Origin of the sequence: Streptomyces pallidus (ex Mingjun et al. 2026) (genome assembly GCF_051550185.1) — a bacterium.
Lineage (GTDB): Bacteria > Actinomycetota > Actinomycetes > Streptomycetales > Streptomycetaceae > Streptomyces.
In genome coordinates, this window is sequence record NZ_CP196182.1 from 746,174 (window position 1) to 766,411 (window position 20,238).

The 20,238-nt window shown below is 69.3% G+C and carries 16 protein-coding genes and 5 pseudogenes; 10 read left to right on the forward strand and 11 right to left on the reverse strand.

What is annotated here, in order from left to right; genetic code table 11:
* Positions 1 to 32: 32 nt before the first annotated feature.
* A complete protein-coding gene (locus tag ACSHWO_RS38125; protein ID WP_438319819.1) occupies positions 33 to 560 on the reverse strand; it encodes a hypothetical protein in 528 nt (175 codons plus the stop codon).
* 382 nt (positions 561 to 942) lie between these two features.
* Here ACSHWO_RS38125 and ACSHWO_RS38130 point away from each other — a divergent pair, with 382 nt between their 5' ends.
* Positions 943 to 1,761: a glutamate ABC transporter substrate-binding protein gene (locus ACSHWO_RS38130; RefSeq protein WP_438319820.1), complete on the forward strand. Its 819-nt coding sequence runs from the start codon at positions 943 to 945 to the stop codon at positions 1,759 to 1,761.
* A 148-nt stretch (positions 1,762 to 1,909) separates the two neighbouring features.
* Here the strand turns inward: ACSHWO_RS38130 and ACSHWO_RS38135 are convergent, their stop codons facing one another.
* Together ACSHWO_RS38135 and ACSHWO_RS38140 are read right to left on the reverse strand one after the other, a co-directional pair.
* On the reverse strand, positions 1,910 to 2,548 hold the full coding sequence (locus ACSHWO_RS38135; RefSeq protein WP_438319821.1) for a GIY-YIG nuclease family protein: 639 nt from the start codon (positions 2,546 to 2,548) through the stop codon (positions 1,910 to 1,912).
* A 114-nt stretch (positions 2,549 to 2,662) separates the two neighbouring features.
* The gene (locus ACSHWO_RS38140) at positions 2,663 to 3,028 is read right to left on the reverse strand and encodes a hypothetical protein (RefSeq protein ID WP_438319822.1); all 366 of its coding nucleotides are present in this window, start codon (positions 3,026 to 3,028) and stop codon (positions 2,663 to 2,665) included.
* Between the two features lie 634 nt (positions 3,029 to 3,662).
* Here ACSHWO_RS38140 and ACSHWO_RS38145 point away from each other — a divergent pair.
* Together ACSHWO_RS38145 and ACSHWO_RS38150 are read left to right on the forward strand one after the other, a co-directional pair.
* Entirely contained in the window at positions 3,663 to 3,806 is a 144-nt protein-coding gene (locus ACSHWO_RS38145; protein WP_438319823.1) for a hypothetical protein, read from the forward strand.
* A gap of 354 nt (positions 3,807 to 4,160) precedes the next feature.
* Positions 4,161 to 4,421, forward strand: a complete 261-nt coding sequence (locus tag ACSHWO_RS38150; RefSeq protein ID WP_438319844.1) for a transposase — start codon at positions 4,161 to 4,163, stop codon at positions 4,419 to 4,421.
* 6 nt (positions 4,422 to 4,427) lie between these two features.
* Here the strand turns inward: ACSHWO_RS38150 and ACSHWO_RS38155 are convergent.
* A pseudogene (locus tag ACSHWO_RS38155) lies at positions 4,428 to 4,971 on the reverse strand (hypothetical protein).
* Positions 4,972 to 5,453: 482 nt separating this feature from the next.
* On the opposite strand from ACSHWO_RS38155, the gene ACSHWO_RS38160 reads away from it, so the two are divergent.
* Positions 5,454 to 6,428, forward strand: a complete 975-nt coding sequence (locus tag ACSHWO_RS38160) for an aminoglycoside phosphotransferase family protein (RefSeq protein WP_438319824.1) — start codon at positions 5,454 to 5,456, stop codon at positions 6,426 to 6,428.
* Positions 6,429 to 6,456: 28 nt separating this feature from the next.
* Here the strand turns inward: ACSHWO_RS38160 and ACSHWO_RS38165 are convergent.
* A pseudogene (locus ACSHWO_RS38165) lies at positions 6,457 to 6,918 on the reverse strand (transposase family protein); the annotation flags it as partial.
* Positions 6,919 to 8,154: 1,236 nt separating this feature from the next.
* Complete coding sequence (locus ACSHWO_RS38170; protein WP_385849906.1) at positions 8,155 to 8,976, reverse strand: IPT/TIG domain-containing protein; 822 nt, start codon at positions 8,974 to 8,976, stop codon at positions 8,155 to 8,157.
* 1,248 nt (positions 8,977 to 10,224) lie between these two features.
* Between ACSHWO_RS38170 and ACSHWO_RS38175 the strand changes: the two are divergent.
* Positions 10,225 to 10,566 (forward strand): annotated as a pseudogene (locus ACSHWO_RS38175) (transposase); the annotation flags it as partial.
* 123 nt (positions 10,567 to 10,689) lie between these two features.
* Here the strand turns inward: ACSHWO_RS38175 and ACSHWO_RS38180 are convergent.
* Entirely contained in the window at positions 10,690 to 12,390 is a 1,701-nt protein-coding gene (locus ACSHWO_RS38180; protein WP_438318790.1) for an IPT/TIG domain-containing protein, read from the reverse strand.
* Between the two features lie 687 nt (positions 12,391 to 13,077).
* Between ACSHWO_RS38180 and ACSHWO_RS38185 the strand changes: the two genes are divergently transcribed.
* Positions 13,078 to 13,584: a hypothetical protein gene (locus ACSHWO_RS38185; protein WP_438318793.1), complete on the forward strand. Its 507-nt coding sequence runs from the start codon at positions 13,078 to 13,080 to the stop codon at positions 13,582 to 13,584.
* Between the two features lie 13 nt (positions 13,585 to 13,597).
* Here ACSHWO_RS38185 and ACSHWO_RS38190 read toward each other — a convergent pair whose 3' ends face one another.
* Positions 13,598 to 14,440 (reverse strand): IS5 family transposase, encoded by an 843-nt coding sequence (locus ACSHWO_RS38190; protein ID WP_438318796.1) that lies wholly within the window; start codon positions 14,438 to 14,440, stop codon positions 13,598 to 13,600.
* A gap of 453 nt (positions 14,441 to 14,893) precedes the next feature.
* Here ACSHWO_RS38190 and ACSHWO_RS38195 point away from each other — a divergent pair, with 453 nt between their 5' ends.
* Positions 14,894 to 15,586, forward strand: coding sequence for a hypothetical protein (locus tag ACSHWO_RS38195; protein ID WP_438318799.1), 693 nt, complete (start codon positions 14,894 to 14,896; stop codon positions 15,584 to 15,586).
* On the opposite strand, the gene ACSHWO_RS38200 is transcribed toward ACSHWO_RS38195, so the two are convergent.
* Together ACSHWO_RS38200 and ACSHWO_RS38205 are read right to left on the reverse strand one after the other, a co-directional pair.
* Entirely contained in the window at positions 15,583 to 15,720 is a 138-nt protein-coding gene (locus ACSHWO_RS38200; RefSeq protein WP_438318802.1) for a hypothetical protein, read from the reverse strand. The genes ACSHWO_RS38195 and ACSHWO_RS38200 overlap by 4 nt on opposite strands.
* Positions 15,721 to 15,803: 83 nt before the next feature.
* On the reverse strand, positions 15,804 to 16,913 hold the full coding sequence (locus tag ACSHWO_RS38205; protein ID WP_438318805.1) for a right-handed parallel beta-helix repeat-containing protein: 1,110 nt from the start codon (positions 16,911 to 16,913) through the stop codon (positions 15,804 to 15,806).
* Positions 16,914 to 17,557: 644 nt separating this feature from the next.
* Between ACSHWO_RS38205 and ACSHWO_RS38210 the strand changes: the two genes are divergently transcribed.
* Positions 17,558 to 17,707 (forward strand): hypothetical protein, encoded by a 150-nt coding sequence (locus ACSHWO_RS38210; RefSeq protein WP_438319353.1) that lies wholly within the window; start codon positions 17,558 to 17,560, stop codon positions 17,705 to 17,707.
* Here the strand turns inward: ACSHWO_RS38210 and ACSHWO_RS38215 are convergent.
* A pseudogene (locus ACSHWO_RS38215) lies at positions 17,651 to 17,784 on the reverse strand (transposase family protein); the annotation flags it as partial. The gene ACSHWO_RS38210 and the pseudogene ACSHWO_RS38215 overlap by 57 nt on opposite strands.
* 292 nt (positions 17,785 to 18,076) lie before the next feature.
* Here ACSHWO_RS38215 and ACSHWO_RS38220 point away from each other — a divergent pair.
* On the forward strand, positions 18,077 to 19,327 hold the full coding sequence (locus ACSHWO_RS38220) for an AAA family ATPase (RefSeq protein WP_438309466.1): 1,251 nt from the start codon (positions 18,077 to 18,079) through the stop codon (positions 19,325 to 19,327).
* A 169-nt stretch (positions 19,328 to 19,496) separates the two neighbouring features.
* Positions 19,497 to 20,238, forward strand: a pseudogene (locus ACSHWO_RS38225) (Mu transposase C-terminal domain-containing protein); the annotation flags it as partial.

A 20,238-nucleotide genomic window follows, 5' to 3' on the forward strand; every position in this document is an offset into this window, starting at 1 on the left:
GAGGTCGAGGGCCTGGTGGGTGAGGGCCCGCATCATCCACGCGGCGTGGCCGTTCGGGTCGGCCTCACAGGCGAGCTGGTAGCCCAGCAGGTAGTAGCGCTGGGCGGCGCCCTCCGGCCGAGGTCGTGGTGTTTCCAGCCGATCAGGCAAGCCAGCTGGGCCGCCGCCCCGAACGCCTCGGAGCGGACCGCGGTGGAGGGGAACCGGGTGGTCAGCATCGGCGCGACGGTGTCGGTCAGATAGGCAGTGATGGTGGTCAGGCCGTGGCCGTCGCCCATCCGTTCGTCCACGCTGCGGAACGTCTCGGTGAGCTGCCGGACCGTCGTCACCTCGGCGGGGCTGACCCTGCCGCCGGCCTCGGCCGCCTTGAGCGTTGCGGAGACCGCTTCGTGGTCGTAGGCCAAGGGCAGGCCGACGGCGGCGGCGGTGAACGCGGCGCCAAGGAAGTCGCGGCGTCGTTGCATGACGGATCTCCCGAGATCGGCGATGGCGGCCAGCGGATCGGCTTCCAGGGCCCCACCGATGACAGCGGAGCCTAGACCGATCTCGGCGACCGTCACCCGCCGCTTCCTCCTTCTCGACAGGGCCTCGGCGATAGAGAACGGCGTCTGGCCGGAAGGTGTCCCGCCGGTAACCCAGTAGTCCACGGACGACGGCCCGGTACGACGCAGGGAAACCCGCTGTGCAAGCCGTGCCAGCAGGTGCGGCTGGCCCGACCTTGCCGCGGACGCCCCCTTTATCCCGTTCGAAGCCATAATGGACGCAGAAACGCCGGTCGCGCCGGATCGTTACCTCAAATTTCGCTCAATTCCAGTGACACCGCGGCGGCGGCATTCCTAGCTTCCTCGTACCGCGTCTCGACGCTTTTCACGTACCCCGCGGTTTCCACGCGCACCGGCGATCCTGCTCCGCGCCCCGCGTCCCCGAGGAAAGAGTTGCAACATGAAGGTCCCCAAGGCTGGTGCGATGGCCGTGGTGGTCGGCCTCGCCCTGACCGCCACCGGCTGCGGCGGCGATGGAGGACCCAAGGGGACCCTCTCCATCGGCATCAAGTTCGACCAGCCCGGTGTCGGCCTGCGCGAGGCCGGCGGCACCTTCTCCGGCTTCGACGTGGACGTCTCCAGGTACATCGCCAAGGAGCTCGGCTACAAGGCGGAGCAGATCGAGTTCAAGAAGGTCGACAGCTCCGACCGGGAGCTGCTGCTCCAGTACAACGAGGTCAAGTTCGTCGCCGCGAGCTACTCGATCAACGACAAGCGTCGGGAGAAGGTCGACTTCGCGGGCCCTTACTTCACGGCCCACCAGGACCTGCTCGTGCGCGCCGACGACACCACGATCGCCAAGGCCGAGGACCTCAACAACAAGAGGCTCTGCTCGGTCACCGGCTCCACCTCGGCGCAGAACATCAAGCAGAACCTGGCGCCGAAGGCCAGCCTGCTCGAGCTCGACGGCTACTCGGAGTGCGTGATCGCCCTCCAGGACGGCCTGGTCGACGCCATGACCACGGACAACGCGATCCTGGCCGGCTACGCCGCCCAGAAGGGCAACACGGGCAAGTTCCGGCTCGTCGGGCTGAGCCTGAGCAACGAGAGCTACGGCATCGGCATCAAGAAGGGCAACAAGGATCTGCACGCCAAGATCAACGCCGCCCTCAAGAAGATGGTCCAGGACGGCTCCTGGGACGCGGCCGTGAAGAAGAACTTCGGCCAGGCCAACTTCAAGCACGAGCCTGCCCCGCAGGTCACCTCCGCGAGCAGCTGACGAAGCCCCGGGGCGGCGGCAAGGGGGATCCGGCCCCCTCTTGCCGCGCTCGCGTGGTGTGAGGAAGGCGACGAACCACCTCGGTGCAGGACGGCCTTGAGCGCCTAGGTCGGCATCGGTGTGCGCCGATGCCGGCCTGCTTGCAGAGTCAGAAGTCCAGCGGCACCTGGTAGGAGGCATCGCCCTGTTCCTCGAGGCGGATGTCAAGCCCCAGTGCCGCGAGCGCGTCCGTGACGGCCGTGGCGGGATCACCGAGGGGCGTCAGGTCGAACCACTCCCCGCGCACGCGGTACCCCGCGAACCGCGCGTGCAGCGCGGCTTCGTAGTCGCCTTCGACATCCAGGAGCGGCAGGAGCTGGGCAGGCTGGCCGGTCTGGAGCTGGGCCAGCCGGGACTTGAGCGTGCCGGTGGTCTGACCGATCTTCGTCAGCGGCGAATCCTCCATGCCGACCAGGTACGTCCGTACCACCTTGGCCGGGCCCCGGGGCGCTGGCACCGTTGGAGCGGAGGGCACCAGGTACGCCTCCTCGTCCTCCACGTCCGCCAGCCTCGGTTCCCACACGAGCGGTGTGCTTCCGCCCTGGATGGTCATGGTCTTGCCGATGGGCGTGCCGTCGGCCCTGAACGTGGTTCGGATGATCTGCATGACGAGGACGCGGCCCGTGTACCCCAGGGCCTCCAGTTCGGCTTCCGTGGCGAGCCGGGAGGTGACCTCCGTCTCCTCCCGCACGGCTTCGCTCGGTTGGGTCTGTAAGCGGCCGCGGCGCGGGCCGGTCAGGTTCTCCATGGGCCCCGACCCTAGATGGAGCATCCAGGCGCAAAAAGAGGCGACCGCGTATCTGACCTGCGGAACGCAGCAAGCGGGGCCCGGCCGGTCGGCGGGCCCCGCTTGCTGCTGGCGCTACCGCTGGACGGGCGGGCCGGTTCTCAGGTTGCGCTGGCGGCGCTGCTTGAACGGCTTGCCGTCGTTGTACTCGCGCTCGTCGCGGTCGAGCGCGGCAAGGATCGCCTCCTCCACGTAGGAGGAGAGCGACACGGGCACCTCGGCGTCCTCGTCGTCGAACTTCTGCAGGGCGACGACGGTGTTCCTCAGCCGGTTCAACGTCTCGGCGGTCACGTAGGCCGGGACCTTCTCCTTCTTCCCGACCAGCCGCTGTCCGCCGATCAGCTTGCCGAGGATCGCGCTGCCCCCGGTGGTCGGGGATCCGCTGGCAGCACCGGAGCCGTTCGCGGTGCCGGAGCCGGAGGCGGTGGAGATCTTGGGCATGAGAGAGTGGCCCCCTTCACGGGCAGGAGCAGGCGGGCGAGCTGGTCGTAGTCGCTGGTGGTGGTGCCCTTCGGGTCGGTGACCCCGACAGGCAGGTGGTCCTCGGCGGCGGGGGCGACCCGAACGTTGCGGCGGGCGGCGGCGGCGATCGCCTCGGGGAAGTCCCGGCGCAGCGTCGCGGCGACGACTCTCGCGTAGTTGGAGCGGTCGCACCCGGTCATCACCCCGGCCGCCACCCGCAGATCGGGGTTGCCGTCCTCCTGGACGCGCGAATCGTCTCGGCCAGCTTGCGCAGCGCCGACTCAAGAACGGCCGCTGGCCCGAACGCCTGCGTACCCCCCAGAACCGACACCACCGCACGCAGACGACTCGCTGAGCGTGTGGCCCGCCACGGCGCCGGTCCCGGAGCGTCCTCGGCCCCGCCCCGAGGGGGCGGGCGTGCCTCGTGCCCCCTTACGCCGTCGTCCGGGTCCGAGCTTCAGTCGGCTCCGTGCCCGATGCCGCGCAGCAACGGGTCCAACGAGGCGGCCCGGCCCGGTGCTGGTAGCACGGCGGCCCCGTCGACGAGCCGGCCTACCGGTGCACGACATCCCAGTTCGGGGGTCTGATCGGGGACCACGTTCAGACCGGCAGCATGATCACCCTCGGCCCCGGCATCGCCGTGGGCCGGCACTCGACCATCGCGGCGAGCGTCTGCATGGGAAGCAGCATCGTCCCCGCCGCCAGCGTCGTGCGCTCCTCCTCACCCGAGGTACTCATCGAACCCCGCCGCATCTGACCGTCCCCGGCCGCTGACCCCGCCGGGGCCCACGTCGCATTCCTATGGCCCGCCCCCTGCGCCGGGACGGTCAGCAGTCGGGCCACGGCCGGCCCGCCGTCGCCGGGGATGCCGCCGGTGCTGGAGGCGGGTGGCGGCAGCGGCCTGTTCGGCGCGCCGGGCCTCCCACTGAGCGTTTTCAGTGTGGCCACTGATCGGGTGACGGGGCTGGGGTGAGGGAGGGGTTCGCAACGCACAGGGCTCTTGTGCCGTTGAGGGAGGTGTTCGAAGTCTCAACCCGTCGGCACAGGAGCCCTGTTGGGTCCCTTTCCTGCCGCACTCGACCTCCCGCACGCCCTGGTCGAGTGGGTCACGATGCTCATCGTGACCGACGTCCGCCACCGGCTGGAACTCGTCTGGGCCGACGGCGGCTACACCGGCAGCCTCGTCGAGCACTGCCTGGCCGCGTTCGCCCTGGTCCTGGCGATCGTCAAGCGCAGCGACGACACGCGGGGCTTCGTGGTGCTGCCCAAGCGGTGGATCGTCGAGCGTCTCTTCGCCCACCTGATGCGAAGCCGCCGTCTGGTGAGCGACTTCGAACGCCGCACCACCGGCGCCGATGCGACTGGTCGATGACCATGATCATGACCCGCCGCCTGGCCCGGTCACATCCGGCGCGAGCGTGAAGCGGCCCGGCTGCCGCTCGGACAGCCAGCCCCGCGCGACCAGCCGGTTCGCCTTCGACCGCAGCGCCTCCACCTTCGCCGGCACCGCCTCCAGGCGGAACAAGACGGCCATCTCCCGGCAGGTCAACGGCCCTTGACGGAGGCGCTGCCGGTCCGCGAGGGCCCGCAGGATGCGCTGGTAGTCCATCGACAGCACAGACGCGTCCAGCCCCTCACGCTACACCGGCACCTGCGATTTCGGCTTCGCGGCCCTCGACGCCGATGATGCCTCCTCTGCCTGCCGCTGGGCCGGCACCGTCCGTTCGGTCCGGGTGATCTTCGGTCTCGCCCGCCGGACCCAGCACCTCCCCGACCCGCGAGCGGGCGATATCCCACTCCTGCCATTCCCGCTCGGCCACGGCCAGCTCGGCCTGGACGCGGTCAGCCTCGTCCCGCAGCCCGTCCACACGACGGCGAGCACCCAGCTCACGCTGTTCGAGCAACCGCACGACCGACGGCATCCACGACCTCCCCAGGAACGATGACACGACAGGCCACCACTCCCACCAGATCGCCACCCCTATGCCTGACCAGCAGAAACGCTGTCCTCGGGTTCGGTACGACGACACCTACTGAGGGCCCCGAACCGCCAACGCGGTGCGAGGCCCTCAGACGAGCCGCGTCCCCGTCAGACAGCGGCAGCCCGCCGGTCTGCCCTGAGAGCCTTCCGCGCCTGCTGCAACTCGTCACTGCACATGCAGCTTCCATGCGGCGGCCCAGCTCCCTCTCGTACTCGGCCCGCTCCCACGGGCTGCCGCTCCATCTCCGTGAGGGCAGCCACGATGGCGCCGCTCTTGCAGCACCGCAGGTCGGCCTCGTTCAGCAACTCCGGGCGCCGGTCGCGGAAGCGAAGCGGGCAAGCCCCTAAAAAGGCGAGGCAGATTGCCGATCGCTCGATCGAGTGATCCACGGACGAACCGCTGCCCGATTACCGTTGCTCTGCATGACCCACACCCAGATCGAGGTCACAGCAGAGTTGGTCCGCCACCTGTTGCGTGACCAGCATCCCGACCTGGCCGATCGCCCGGTGAGGCTCGGCGCGCGTGGTTGGGACAACCAGCTGTGGCGGCTCGGCGACGACCTCGCCGTCCGGTTGCCCTGGGCGACACAGTCCGCCGATGCGCTGCTACGCAAGGAGCACGCCTGGCTGCCCGCCCTTGCCCCGCACCTCCCGCTGCCGGTCCCCGTCCCGCAGCGCCTCGGCGAGCCCTCCGAGCGGTTTCCGCGGCCCTGGATCGTCACCACCTGGGTGCCGGGCGAGCCCGCCGACCGCGCCCCCGCCACGCGCGCTGCGGACGCGGCCGACAGCTTGGCCGCCTTCCTGACGGCTCTTCACCGGCCTTCTCCCGCCGGGGCACCCGCCGGCCGTGGCCGCGGGGGACCGCTGGCCGACCACGCCGAGGGGTTCGCCAGGGCGCTCACCTCGGCCACCGAGGAGGGGCTGGTCCCCGACCCGGAGGCCGTCCGCATCGTCTGGGAGGACGCCGTCGCCGCACCCGCGTGGACGGGCCCGCCCCTGTGGCTCCACGGTGACCTGCACCCGGCCAACGTCCTCACCGCCGACGGCACCTTTTGCGGCGTGATCGACTTCGGCGACCTCTGCACCGGCGATCCGGCCTGCGACCTCGCCGCACCGTGGATACTGCTGCCGGACGACGCCGCCGACCGCTTCCACGCGGCCTACCGGCCGACCCCGGACACCGCGACCCTGCGCCGCGCCCGCGGCTGGGCGGTGCTGCGCGCCCTCAGCGGCATCCTCATCGGAGAAGCAGGCGTCCACGGCCGCCCCGGCGGCAAGGCCACCTGGGGCCCACCCGCCCACGCCGCGTTGCGACGACTCGTCGCAGCGATCCGCCGAACTGGTGAGCACGGCCCGGTGACCACCGAGCCCGTGGGGCGGGTCCGGCCACACGGCTGATCGGCGCAATCCCCGGAAAGCCAGACCAACGCCATGAAGCGAGCGGCCGGCCGACCACGACGACCAGGCGGGTGTCGGCGTCGCTGACGACCTGGTGGTTGGTGGAGTACCGGTAGTTCTTCGACCGCTCGGCTACAGCGGTCGCGGGTGGGGACCAGTGTGCCGTCCAAGATCAGCACGGTGTTCTTGGCGAACTGCTTGCGGGGCTGGAGCGCGAGCATCGGTCCGAGCTGGTCGATGATCCGGTCCGCGGCCGCCTTGGACACCCCGAACAGCGGGGCGAGCTGCCGGGTGGTCAGGTTCGTGCGCCAGTACGCCGCGGACCAGCAGGGCCCGGTCCTCCAGTGGCAGGCTCCACGGCCGTCCTTTGCGGACCGCGTCCGCACCCTCGCGCCGCAGAACCGTCACCAGCTTCCCGAACGCGCGCGGGCTCAGCCCGGTGAACGGGGCTATCCAGGACACCTCACGGCGCCGTGATCACCCCAGCCACACCAACATCATCTCACCTGTGACCAGCAGTTACGGGACAACCTTTAGGGACGTGCCACTGGGAGCGGTGTGTCTCCTCGCTGGTTTCCTGATCCCCCGGCCCCGGTCGTCGACCCCCACCGCCCCGACCACCACCACGACCACGGGCACTTCCAGCCCCGCGAGCCCACAAAGCCTTCCTGCACCCGTTCGTACCGGCTGCCCGGCTCCTGCGCGGCGCGGGCACCGGCTCAGCTTTGGCGCCGTCGGCCTTGGATCCTGGATGGCGTACCGGCGGTCGGTCATCACATGGCGCACCCACAGTCTGGGCCTGCCCCCGCTGTCCCTGTCGGCCCTCCGGCAGGCCGCCACGCCCCCGTGCTGTGCGCGTCCAGCCCCACGATCGTGCCCCAGCCCTCCGACTGGGGACCCGACGTCCACGTCACGGGCTCCTGGCACCCCGACCCGCCCCTGTGGAACCGCCACGGCCACTGCGCGACTTCCTGGCCGTAGGGGCCCCGTTCTTCTGTGGGGGTTTCGGGCGGTATGGCAACTGCGGTCTCCCGGCCGTCAACTCCCTGGTATGCCGGGCCCTGTGCCGGGCGAATCTGCGTGCAGTCCTGCCGGGGGCCCCGCTACTGGCGAGGGGGACACCCTGGTGGTGGGCGGCACCCCCTCACGGCTGGCTGTTCTCCAAGACGGCCGCTGTCGTCCACCATGGCGGAGCCGGCGCGACGGCTTCGGCCCTGCGCGCCGGAAGGCCCTGCCTGGTCTGCCCGTTCTTCACGGACCACCCGTACTGGCCGCATGGGTGTACGAGCTCGGCGCGGGGCCCGCCCCCCCCTGGCGGCCGCTGAACTCATGGTCGCAGCCCCCCGCCCGGCGCTTCCTGGCCCTCGCCCTGCGCGCCGCCTGCACCCGCAGCGCGCGCAGACTCGGCCGGCTCTGAGGGGCGAGGACGGAGTTGGCCGGCTCTGAGGAGCGAGGGCGGAGTTGGCCGTGCCTGCCGGATCTTCAGCTGATGCGGAGCTGACCGCATGTGACCACCGGCTTCACTGAAGGGCAGTCGAGGGCTGGGCCGGACCGGCCGGCGTCAGCGGTGCCGCCCGCCTCCAGGGGTGCGTGCTGGCCCCGACCGCACAGACGCAGCGGGCACAGCCGATCTGCGGGCCGGACCGGCCGGTGCTGCACTGCAGCCGCTGGGCGGGACGTGCCGGTGGCCCGGCCGGAGGGAGGCCGGGCCACTGGCTGGGCGCGGTCAGACGTAGGTGAACCCACCCGTGACGGTGGCGCTTCCCGAGGGGGTGGTGACCGTCACGGCGACATTGCCGGCCGCTCCGGCAGGAGTCAGGCCGACGAGCACCGTGCCGTTGGCGGTGACGACGACACTGGTCGCCGGGGTGCCGCCGAAGGTGACGCTGGCGCCGGTGAGGTTCGCGCCGGTGATCACGAACGGCGTTCCGCCGGCGATCGTCCCGCTCAGCGGGGTGATGGCCACCACGATCGGCGGGGGCGGCGCAACGTAGGTGAATCCGCCGGCCACGGTCGCGCTGCCGGCGGGAGTGGTGACCTGGACGGTGGCGTTGCCGGCCGTTCCCGCCGGAGTCACACCGGTCAGCAGGACTCCGCCGATCACGTTGACGCTGGTGGCCGGAACGCCGTTGAAGGTGACCGAGGCGCCGGTGAGGTCGGTGCCGACGATCGTGAACGGCGTTCCGCCGGTGGTCGGCCCGCTCGTGGGGGTGATGGCGAAGACGGCGGGCGGCGGAGGCACCGCAGGCCCGAGGTAGGTGTAGCTGACCGGGTTGCTGGCTCCCGCAGGGGTGGTGACGACCACGGGGACGTTGCCGGGCGCGTGGGGCGGTGCGGTGACGGTGAGCAGGATGCCCGACGGGTCTTGCGAGACGATCGTGGCCGGCGTACCGCCGAAGGTGACGGACGTCGCCCCGTTGAGGTTGAGGCCGACCAGCACGACGGTGTTGCCGCCCGAGGTGGGCCCGAAGCCCAGCACGGCGGCGAACAGCGTCGGCTGCGTCAGGATGGGAGTCAGGGTCAGGCCGGAAAGCAGTTCTGCGGACATGTACGTCTCCTGAACGCGAGTCGCTGGTGTTGTTCGGTGGACGTCCGCGCAGGCGCACGCTGGCCGGAGTCGCCCGGTTCTGGGAGCGGCGGCGCCGTGTGCCATGCGTGCGGTGGATGACGTGGGCCAAGGCGAAGGGGTCACGGGAACCCGCGTGTGGCTGCGGACTTCCGGGTGGATCACCGTACGGCCTGCTGCCTGCTGCCTGAGCGAGGCAGCGGGGGAGAAGCCGAAACGGCCCTTCGAGGCACGTCAGCGGACATCCGAGATGTGGCTGTCCGGCGTGGATGGGCGGCCTACCGGTACTCCAGTAGTAGAGGCGACGCATCCGCCAGGCAAGACTCCCGCATGAGATTCACCCGTTCGTGGAAGCGTGTCACCTTGCCCCCATGCCCCACGGGTGCCGAACGTCAAGGCAAGCACCCCCGGTGCCGACCGGACGCGAAGCCGCACCGCGCTCCGCGCCCCGGCCCCTGAGGAGGCAGACCGGCATCCGCCGCAGCCTGCCAGCCCCCCGGGCAGGGCCGGTTGCCACGAGTCCGGAACCCAAAACCCTCGCGGCTCGCACCCCCAAGGTCCGCGCACACCGAAAAGGCCCCCTGCGGCTGCGCAGTACCAGAAAAGCGGAAAAACCGTCCCGCACGAATATGGCTGAAAAACATCGGGCGAAACAGGCCGCCCGGGTAAACTCGAGGCCGGCAGCCGCCGCCCTGCCGAGCCCACTGAACGCTTTCGGCTGAGGCGAAATGATTATCGCAGAGCGTTAGGCCATTCAGGTAGCAGTCTGCGGGCAAGTGTTGCCGCCATATGCCCCGCCACGCGATAACAGTTGCATCCAATGAGTGGCCGCCCATCCTCTCCAGGGGAGTGTAAGCCCGCCCTTCTGCATGCCGGCCTCGTGCCGGACCGCAGAAAGGGCAGGCCGCCACGATGGGCACCCGGCGAGAGGAATTGGATCCGTCAGCCGGCGTCGGCCGGCGTCGGCTGACGCGTAAATCCCCCCCCTTGATCGGCGCGCCGCGGTGCGTCGCCGCTTCCCAGATCCACGCCCGCCTCGACCTCCCGAAAACGCTCCGGTGACGCACAGCGGGCTCTCATGGAACGCCGCCCCATTCAACCCCCAGCCCCCCATGAGTCAGCGACCTCACGCACCGTTTCGGCCCGCGCCCACGGGCCGCTTTACTCGCCGCCTCGAACCGCCCGACGCCAAATGTCGGCGTACACGCGAAGAAAAGTCCGTACGCCGACATCACCGACCGGAACGGACTGCCGATCTCACTCGGCATCTCAGGCGCGAACATGCACGACAGCCTCGGCCTCGAGCCACTCGTGCGGGGCATCCCGCCGATCAGGTCCCGGCGAGGACCTCGCCGACGGCGCCCCGGCAAGCTCCACGCCGACAAGGGCTACGACTACGACCACCTGTGCCGATGGCTCCGCCAACGCGGCATCCGCCACCGCATCGCGCGCAAGGGCATCGAGTCCTCAAAGCGGCTCGGCCGTCACCGATGGGTCGCCGAACGGACCGTGTCCTGGCTCGCTGGCTGTCGCCGACTCCACCGCCGCTACGAACGCAAGGCCGAACACTTCCTCGAGAGAACGGCTCGATCCACTTCATCATCCGCTGAGATCACCTACTCGTGCCCGTTGTCGGTCGCCGTCCGTGGCACTGGGAACAGCCCAGGGTCGCGGAGGGTCTGCGTGCCGCAGGTGTCAGAGGGTGGGTTCGGCGACGTAGGTGAAGGATCCGGTGGTGGTGCCGCCAGGGGTGGTGACGGTGATGTCGAGGGTGCCTTCTTGTCCGCTGGGCGGGGAGGTGGCGATGAGCGTGGTGTCCGAGACGGTGGTGAAGGCGGCGGGGGCGCCGTTGAAGGTGACCTCGTCGGCGGCGGCCAGTCCGGTGCCAGTGATGGTGACTTGGGTGCCGCCGGCGGTGGGCCCGGTGCTGGGGCTGACGCCGGTGACGGTGGGTGTGCTGAGGTAGGTGTAGAGCAGGCCCTCGGCGCGTCCACCGGGGGTGATCACGGTGATGGCGACGCCGCCCGACACGGGGGTCCCGACTCCGGCCGGTGTCCTGACGGCCAGCTGCGTGTCGGAGACCTTCTGGATGACGGCTCGGCGGGGCCCGAAGTACACGTCGATGGCTCCCGCGAGGTTGCGGCCGGTGATGGTGATCTCCTGGTCGCTGCCGGCGACGGGACCTGCGGCGGGGCTGGTGCTGGTGAGGGCGGGGACGGGGCGGTAGTAGAAGGTTCCGAGGGTTCCGGTGCCGCCCGGGGTGGTGACCGAGACCGGAACGGCACCGCTTCCGGCCGGGGCGGTGACGGTCAGCGAGGTGTCCGTGTTGGCGGTGACGACGGCCGACGCGGTGCCGAAGCGGACGGAAGTCGCGTTGGCCAGGTGGTGGCCGGTGATCGTCACGGTGGTGCCGCCGGCCGTGGATCCCTGGTCCGGGATCACGCTCGTCGCCATGACGCCCACGCTGCCCGAAGCGTTCTCGGTCACGTAGGCGTAAGTCCCGCCGGGGGTGAACACGATGCACGTGGGGCCGTCACCGACGTCGATGTTCTCCACAACCGTGTGGGTGGCGGTGTCGATCACGCTCACCGTGTCCGGCTCGAAGTTCGCCACGAAGGCGTGAGCGCTGTCGGGACTCACCGTCACCAGGCGCGGCTGCGAGCTGACGCCGACGGTCGCGGTCACCGTGTTCGTCGCGGTCTCGATGACGCTCACCGTGGAGTCACCGACGTTCGTGACGTAGACGTGAGCCCCGTCGGGCGCTGCGTTGACCAGGATGGGGTTGGGGCCGACCGGGACGGTGCCGGTCACTGTGTCGGTGGCGGTGTCGATCACGCTGACCGTGTTGGAGAACAGAGACGCGACGTACACCCGCGCCCCGTCCGGCGTGACGGCCAGACCGATCGGCGCGCCTGCGACCGGGACGGTGCCTGTGACGGTGTTGGTGGTGGTGTCGACCACACTCACCAAGTCCGAGTTCTGCACGGACACATAGGCGTGGGCGCCGTCAGGCGTGACCCCCACCACCGACGCGCCTGCCCCGACGGGAACTTCCGCGACGATGGTGTTCGAGGAGGTGTCGATCACGCTGAGGAGACCGTCGGTGTTGACGCTCACGTACACCCGCGTGCCGTCCGGGCCGGCCGCGACGAACGTCGGCCCGGTGCCGGTGGGGATGGTGTGAGTGACGGTGTCGGTGGCGGTGTCGATCACACTCACCGTGTTCGAGCCCCGGTTGGCCACATAGGCTCGCGTTCCGTCGGGCGTGAGGGCGATGCCCTGGGGCGCGGTCCCGACCGCGATCGTCGTTCCCGACGCGAACGGGAAGACACCCTGCGGGGAACCGTGAGCCGGAAGGGACTGCGGATGCGCAGACAGCGACGTCGAGGTGTCCATGACACTCCTTGAGACAGGCGAGAGAACTCCTCCCGCGCGGAGATGCCTGCTCCACCGGATGGGCCGACCGTGAGCAGCGCCCGGCCGAAACCGGGCGGCGCGTTGCACACGCTTGAAGGCGAAATACCCCTGACGGAAATCGCGTTAACGTCATCCGCTAATGTCGGATTTCCTGACAGACATTCAATCAACGTGTCTGCCACCGGGCATAAGACCGTGTTCTACGTGGTGAGGTGGCACGCGGGAGGGCTGGCGTCGACGGCGAGAGTCCAGGTTGCGGTCGTTCCCGTGCCGGCCAAAGGTGTCAGAGTCCACTGTTCCACCAGGACTGAGACACCTGGTGACCCGGTCGCGTACGGCCAGGAGCTCGCCGCCATCAGCCACCACCAGACCGAAGCCACAAACGCGCGGTTCCCGTCTTCCAGGCCCTGGCCGCCGTCGGGACCGGACACGCATCGCTCCCATGCTCCTCGCGTCGGAGAAGCAGCCGAGCGCGGACGACCTTCTGGTCCTGAGCGGGAATGAGGACAGGATGAAGAAGGGCCCGTCGGCCTCAAGACCATCGGAGGCGAGGGAGGCCATCCTTAAAGAGCGTTTTGTCCCGGCAGGGCTGTTTGAGAAGTCGACGGTTGGTCGCCGCTCGCGACTGCATTGATCAGAGGAAGGCACCACTGGCAAGATGACGTCATGTTCGATTTCGGCATCGCGGGCTACCAGCCAGCATGGTTGGACAGCCGTGGTGACGTCGTTCAGGAACATGGGCATCGTCTGCGAGGTCTTGCCGGCCGGACGCTCACGAGAGTCTGGATGGTCTGGGACCTCAAGGACGACGAGTGGTTCTGCGACTGCCCGGTGCTGTTCGACTTCGATGGCCAGCAGGTCGAGATCAACCACCAAAAGCTGGGCGATCTCTCCCTGACGTGGAACATGATCGACCCCACCCGTCCAGTCCGGTGGCCCGGCTTCGACCTGCAGTGGCGTCCCGAACCTCTTCCCGAGCTGCAGGCTCTGAGGGGGCTGCCGCTCAAGGGGGCCGAACTGCTCGAATGGATGGGCGGGGACGTCGCTCAGGGAAACGTCGACATCAGCTTCGCCTTCGACACGGGTCGCGTGACCGTCTTCAACGCACTCGACGAGAACGGGGTGAGCTTTGACCCTCCCGGTCCGAGCCAGCGCCTCTACCCGTTCCATTGACGCACTCGGGGGTTCAGGTATAGCGCCAGTTCGGCGTGGATTCCCTGGTCAGCCGGCGGCTTATCAGGTCGACCATCGCCAGCTTGATCATGGCTTCGGAGCGGTGCGGTTGGGTTTCGTAGTCGCGGGCGAGGCGGCGGTGGTGCATGAGCCAGCCGAACGTTCGCTCCACGACCCAGCGCCGCGGAAGAACCTTGAAGCCCCTCTGGCCGGGATCGCGGTGGACGACTTCGACGTCGATGCCGAGACGAGCGCCGTGGTCGATGGCCTTGGTGCGGTAACCGGTGTCGGCCCAGGCTTTGGTGACGTGCGGATGAGCCTGGGCGATCTGCGAGAGCACCTGGATGCCGCCGGCGTTGTGGGAGACGCTGGCTGCGGTGACCAACACGGCCAGGAGGAGGCCGAGTGTGTCGACGCCGATGTGACGTTTGCGGCCGACGATCTTCTTGCCCGCGTCGATGCCCTGGCCAACGGCCGGGACGTTCGCGGAGGTCTTGATGCTCTGGGCGTCGAGGACGCAGGCGCTGGGCTCGGCGTCGCGGCCTTCTGCTTCCCGGACCAGTCGTCGCAGGAGACCGTTGAGCTCGTCGAAGACCCCGTCCTTCTGCCAGGCGGCGAAGTAACCGTAGACGGTTTCCCACGGGGCGAAGTCGTGCGGCAGGTACCGCCAGGGGATCCCGGTCCGGTCGACATAGAGGATCGCGTCCATGATCCGACGAAGGTCGTGTTCGGGCGGCCGGCCTATGTCCAGCCCCTTCCCTCTCCGTTCGGCCCGCCAGGCTGTCAGAGTTGGTTCCAGCAGTTCCCAACGGGCATCGGACAGGTCGCTCGGATACGGCCGCTGTCTGCGAGGCATGTTTCTGTAGTACTGATCGCGGCCCTCCCGCCACAGGGCGCAAACAGGCGCGACCGGGGGCGTGTCGGGATCAGACGGGAGCGAAGAGATCGAAACGGACTCTCGAAGGCCATCACCCGCCCCACCTGCCATAGCAGAAACCCACTGCCTCATCCGACCCGAAGCGGCCCGCCACCTGAACTGCAATGAAGCACCTACAGCGGGATAAAACGCTCTTTTAAGCAGCGGCTCGATCGCGGGCAACCGCGGATTGGCTTTGTTAGCGAGTTTCGGCTACGCAGCCAGCACGTGCTGGTCGCGACCGTGCTGCGGCGGCCTGGAGGGCATCTGCCCCTGACCGAACTGGTAAGTCTGGCCAGATAACCCGCGCGGCGCCAAGGTAGCGACGGGCGACGCTCTGAACCAGCTCAAATCCCCGCCACCCGCCCGCACCCCGTACCTACGCTCCCCGGCATGACACCGACAACGATCCTCGCCGCGACCACGGCACCCGCGCCGGCTCCGGTCGCGCCGAGCCCGAGCTACGTCCCGTTCCTGATCGGTGCGCTGGTCACCATCGTCGTCACCATCGTCATGGGCGCGGTCAACGTCCGCTCCACCCGCCAGCTGACCCGCCTCACGCTCGACGAACAGCGCGCCCAGCCCAACGCGAAGGCCGACCACGACCGGGCCGCCAACCTGCGCACCGCCCAGCACACCGCATACCTTGCGTTCCTGAAGGACATCAGCGCCCTGCTGGTGGCGTGCGACGTCTACTCGGCCGACCCTGCGGACCTGGAACCCGGCCGCTGGGAAGGAACCGAGACCGACGAGACCTCGGAGCTTCCCCAGCCTCTCCGAGAGCGCGCCGGGAAGGTCCGCGAGTCACTGGCCGAAGTCCGCCTGGCCGGCGGCCCCAAGGTCGGGACGCTGGCCAGGGCGGTGTTCGGGCAGGTTCTCCGCCTGGCCGACCAGGGCGTGAGCGTCGCGCACCAGCGGTTCCTGCGGGCCGCCGTCCCGGACGACGACGTACGAGGCGCCGACCACGCCGATACCCAGCTGGCTGAGTACCTGCACGCATACAGGATGGTGCGTGCCGAGTACGCCGAGGCCCGCCGGGTGTTCCTCGCGACGGTCCGGGCGCAGCTGTGGGGGCCCGACGCCTAGTACGGTCGTGCGGCCCGCTGGTCATACAGGGCGAAGGCGGCCTGCACCACCGTCATCGTCGTCATGGTGATCATGAGCAGTGCAGCAACGTGGCCGGTGAGACGGATCTTGGCAACGGTGTCGCCCCTCTCCATGACCTCGCAACATCTCCAGCTCAATCAACGACTCGCAGTCACACACCATGAAGAGGCTCAGGCGCTGGTGCTCATCGGCCGTTCTACGGCTGCACGGTCACCGTGGCATTGAAGCCGCAGCACTCAAAGGTGCGTACTGGCGCCCCCGACGTTCCCTTGATACGCACCCCGTCGAGCAGCACCTGCGTGTCGGCCGAGGCAGCGACCACCGCGACGCCCCCGACGCCGCCGTCGATCCGATCCTTGCGGACCGTGAACGAACCGTCCTGCAGGGCCATGCCGAAGTACGAGCTCCGGGTGATGTCGTTGTGCCCGATGCTGTCCGATCCGCCGACAGCGTAGATCCCGACGTGGTTGCCAATGAGGCGGTTGTGCTCAATTACCGTGCCCGTGCCGGCGGCGATGCCCACATGCTGGGTCTCGCTGAAGAAGTCGGGGCCGCAGGCCGGATCTGGTTCCCGGCACTCGTTGCCGCTGATGGTGTTCCGGGTGACGCGCCCGACCGCGCCCAAGAGGAACCCGATCCCGTCCGTTGACAGGAGCGGGTGTCCGGTGACGGTGCTGTTGACGATCGTGGCGCTCGACCCCTGGTTGAGGACGGTGACGGCCGAGCCCTGGTAGTCCGAGATCTCGGAATCGTGGATCGTCACCGAACCTGTTCCGACGGGGAAGTCTCCGACGAAGACGGCGACCGCGCTGCGGGCGCAAGGCGCTGCGGGCGTGTCGGTGATGTGGGTGACGCGAGCGTGACCAAGGTCGAGCCGGGCACCCCCCAGCACGCGGATGCCGGACCCGAGTGCGCCGTCGCTGCACGTCCCGGAACCTGGTCCGCTGACGGCGAGCTGCGACAGCGCGACGGACGCGCCGTTGTGGATCTCGACAATCGAAGTGCCGCCGTCCTCGCCGGCGACCAGGGTATGCGGAGCAAGGATCGTCGTTTTCCTGGCGCCCGAGCCGGTGATTGACACATTCTTGTCGATCACCACCTGCTCTCGGTATACACCGGGCCGGACGCGGATCCGGTCTCCGGGCTGGGCGGCATCGACTGCGGCCTGGATGGTGGGGTAGTTCTTGGGGACTAGCAGCTCGTGCGATGGGTTTGCTTGGGCCGACAGCGGAACCAACTGCCAGACGGTCGCGATGACGACACAGAAGCCCAGGCGTGCGGCCGTCCTGATACGTGGGATTGCCATTCCGTTCCCGCTCTCGTGCGGTACTCCGTGAGGCCACGGCATGACCGTGGCCTGCCTGCCAACTGCGCAGGCAACGTATCCACGGTTTGGCGTGCGCGCACTTACGGACACCTTAATAGCGGGCCCGCTTCCCACTGACGGACGACTGATACATCCGCTCGGAGCGTCATGGAGGCACCAGTGGTCTAAGTCTCCCGACATCGACTCAACGGTTCAAATGTCATGGCTAGCTCAGACACAGGCACTGAACCTTCCGAGGACCCGTACGGCCCTGGCCCTCCGGCCCCTTGAGCCGGCCAGAGCGCAGCGTCCACTCCCGCCCCGTCCACAACGATCCGTCAAGCCGGTGCGGCTCTTCTCGATAGCAACCCGCCGCAGGCCTTGACGGAGGAGATCTGACGTCGTGCCATGAGAGGACACACTGCGACGGGGGATGACACGGTGGCGGCAGAGGGACACGACGGGCCCAGTGGCGAGCCCGAGAGCCACAATGAGGTCCCGCAGGGCAGCGCTCCGAAAACCCCACCTGAAAAAGGCAATTGGGCTGGCCATGTAGCTGTGATCGTCCTGGCTCTCATCGTCGTAGCTTTGGTCGTCCTGGCTCTCATCGTCTTAGTGATGATCGTGAGTGCGGCATCTGGCGATTGCTCTCCTCACTGCGGCAGCATCACGCCCTGGCACTGATCACCGAGCTGTCCGCGGACCTGGCCGCCGCCGCGCTGGTCGCCACCACCGGTTCGCTGCTGCGGCGCCATCGCCGGGGCGTTGCGGTCGACGATGCGGCCGGCAGCTGACTTCGATACTCCGGACAGCGGCGCCAACTGCCGCAGCGGAGGTTGGCCCGCCAGTATGCGGCGACCAGCAGGACCCGTCCTCCAGCGTGTGAGTTGGGGGTGTGGTGGCGGGGTTTGGGCGTCATCGCTGCGTGATGGGTTTCTGGCCTGGTACAGCACGGTTCCTGGGTCTGTGATGGCTGTCATGGGTTGACCAGGGGGCTGCCATTGGCCGATAGCACGTGGATGGTGTGGCTGTCACAGGGTTGAAAGTTCCTGTGTTCGGGGTGGCTTGCTTGGGCTGTGCTGGTGGGTATGGCTGCTCGGTCGGGTCGCGGTGTACGTGGTGAGGCAGGGGCTTCGGTTGCGGGGTCTGGTGCGGGTCGGGGTGTGGTGGTTCGGCGTCTGCTCGCGGTGGAGGAGTCGGGGGTTGTATCGCGGCTGCATGTGAAGGTCGCGGCGGAGCTTGCCGGGGTGTCGGAGCGGACGGTGTGGCGTTGGCTCGCTGAGGGGCGGGCGGGGCGGATGGAGGCGAGGCCGCGCGGGGACGGGTTCGCGTTGAGTGATGCGTTGTGGGCGGTCCTCGCGGAAGAGGGCGGTAACGTCTCCGGCTTGCATCGGCGGATAGAGCGGGCACACGCCGATGGTGGGCTGGAGGAGTGGGGTGTCGGGCGCGTCCCGTCTCTCTCGACGCTCCAGCGCGTGGTGCTCCGTGATCTGCGGGCGGGGCGGGTGCTGGAGGTGGCGAGGCCTTCCCGGAACCGGGTCGAGGCCAGCCGGTATGAGCGGGTTCTGGCCGACCTGAAGCTGCAGCGGGCGGGTGAGGGTCTGCCGGTGGTGGACGCGGTTTCGGAAGTCCCAGCTGTTGCCGAGCCGGACGAGGGGAAGACCGGTCCGTCGCGGGGTGGGGTGCGGCTGTTTGTGCCGGGTGCCCGGGTGGTGTCGACGGCCGGCGTTGCTGCTGTGGTGGAAGCCGCGGGGCACACCGTGGCCGCGCGGGGAATTGGGTGTGTGTTCGGGGAGCCGGGGGTGGGGAAGACGGTGGCCGTGCAGCAGTCGCTGCATCTGCTGCCTGATCGGGTGCCTGTATGGCGGGCGGTGGTCGGCGTGAAGCCGGGCCTGCCGCAGATGCGCGCTTCGCTGCTGGACGCGCTCGGGCTGGCGGCGGGTTCTCTCTCGCACCGGGCGCAGTCGGCGGACCGCGCCCTCGGAGAGGCGCTGCGCAGGCCTGGGGTGCTGTTCCTCGATGACGTACAGCGCCTGTCCCCGCCGCTGCTGGACTACCTGCGTCTGCTGTGGGACGAGCCGGGTACGGCTGCCGCGCTGCTGTTGTGTGGGGCGGGTGCGGAGCGGGTGATCGCGCGGGCGCCTGCGTTGCGGTCGCGGGTGCTGACCTGGCACCAGGTTCCCGGCCTGGACCAGGAGCGGCTCGCAGAGACGCTGGCGATGTTCCATGACGTGTGGGAGGGCGTCGAGCCGGCGGACGTGGGATGGGCGGATGCGACGGTTGCGCGGGGCAATTTCCGTACCTGGGCGAAGATCACCTCCCATGTCTACGCCCTGTCCAAGCGAGGCAGGGACGTACGCGTGGACCGTGTGTTGATCGAGCAGGCCTGCGCCCGGCTTGGCCCCTACCCGTAACGGCCGACGGCACAGGATCGAAAAGGGAGACCAACAGCGGGCGGCAGGGAGCGGTTCCATGATCAGTTCATCCGAGGCGGGAGCGTCGGCACCGCTGGACGTGCCAGAGCCGGTGCCTGAGCTCCAGGGTCCGGCGCTCGCCGCGTTGCGCGGTGCTGTGGTTCAGCGGCTGCTGCGGCTGCGGGCCCAGAGGCGGCTTTCACGGGGGCACGTGCGCCTTGCGGGGGAGTGTCTGGGGGTGTCGGAGCGGACGGTGTGGCGGTGGCTCGCGCAGGCTGACGCCGAGCCCCGTATGGCGGCCCGTCCGGGGGCGAGAACGGTGGACCGGTTCGAGGTGACGTCGCAGGTGCGGGTGCTCCTGGCGTACTGGCGGGGCAACGCCTCGGCGGTACACCGGCAGCTGGTGGTCCGCGCCCGTGCCGCAGCCGGTGATCTGGTCACCGCGGTGCCAGGCGGGGCGCCGATGGAGGCGGTTCCCTTGCTCGATCCGGTGCCGTCGTTGTCGACGTTCCTGCGCGCGGTGCGCCGTGACCTGACCGCGGGCGAACGCGCGGGCCTGGCCCGGGGTCCGGAGGCGGCCCGGGCTCACGATGTGTTCGGGCGCAGGCCGAGGCTGTGGCGGAACCACACCTGGGAGTCCGACCACGTCCAGGCGCCGCTTGTGGTCGACGCGGACGGGGAGCTGGTGCGCCCGTGGGTGACGTGGTTCATCGATGTCGCGACGAAGGCCATCACGGGCACCGCAGTCACCCCCGGCCATCCCTCAAGGGCCTCGATCCTGGCGGCTCTGCGCGCCGCCGTGCTGCGCACCGGCCCGTACGGGCCAGCGGGCGGCATACCCGAGCACGTACGCGTCGACCGCGGCCGGGACTTCCTGTCGAAGACCGTCCTGGGCGCCTTCACCGACCTGG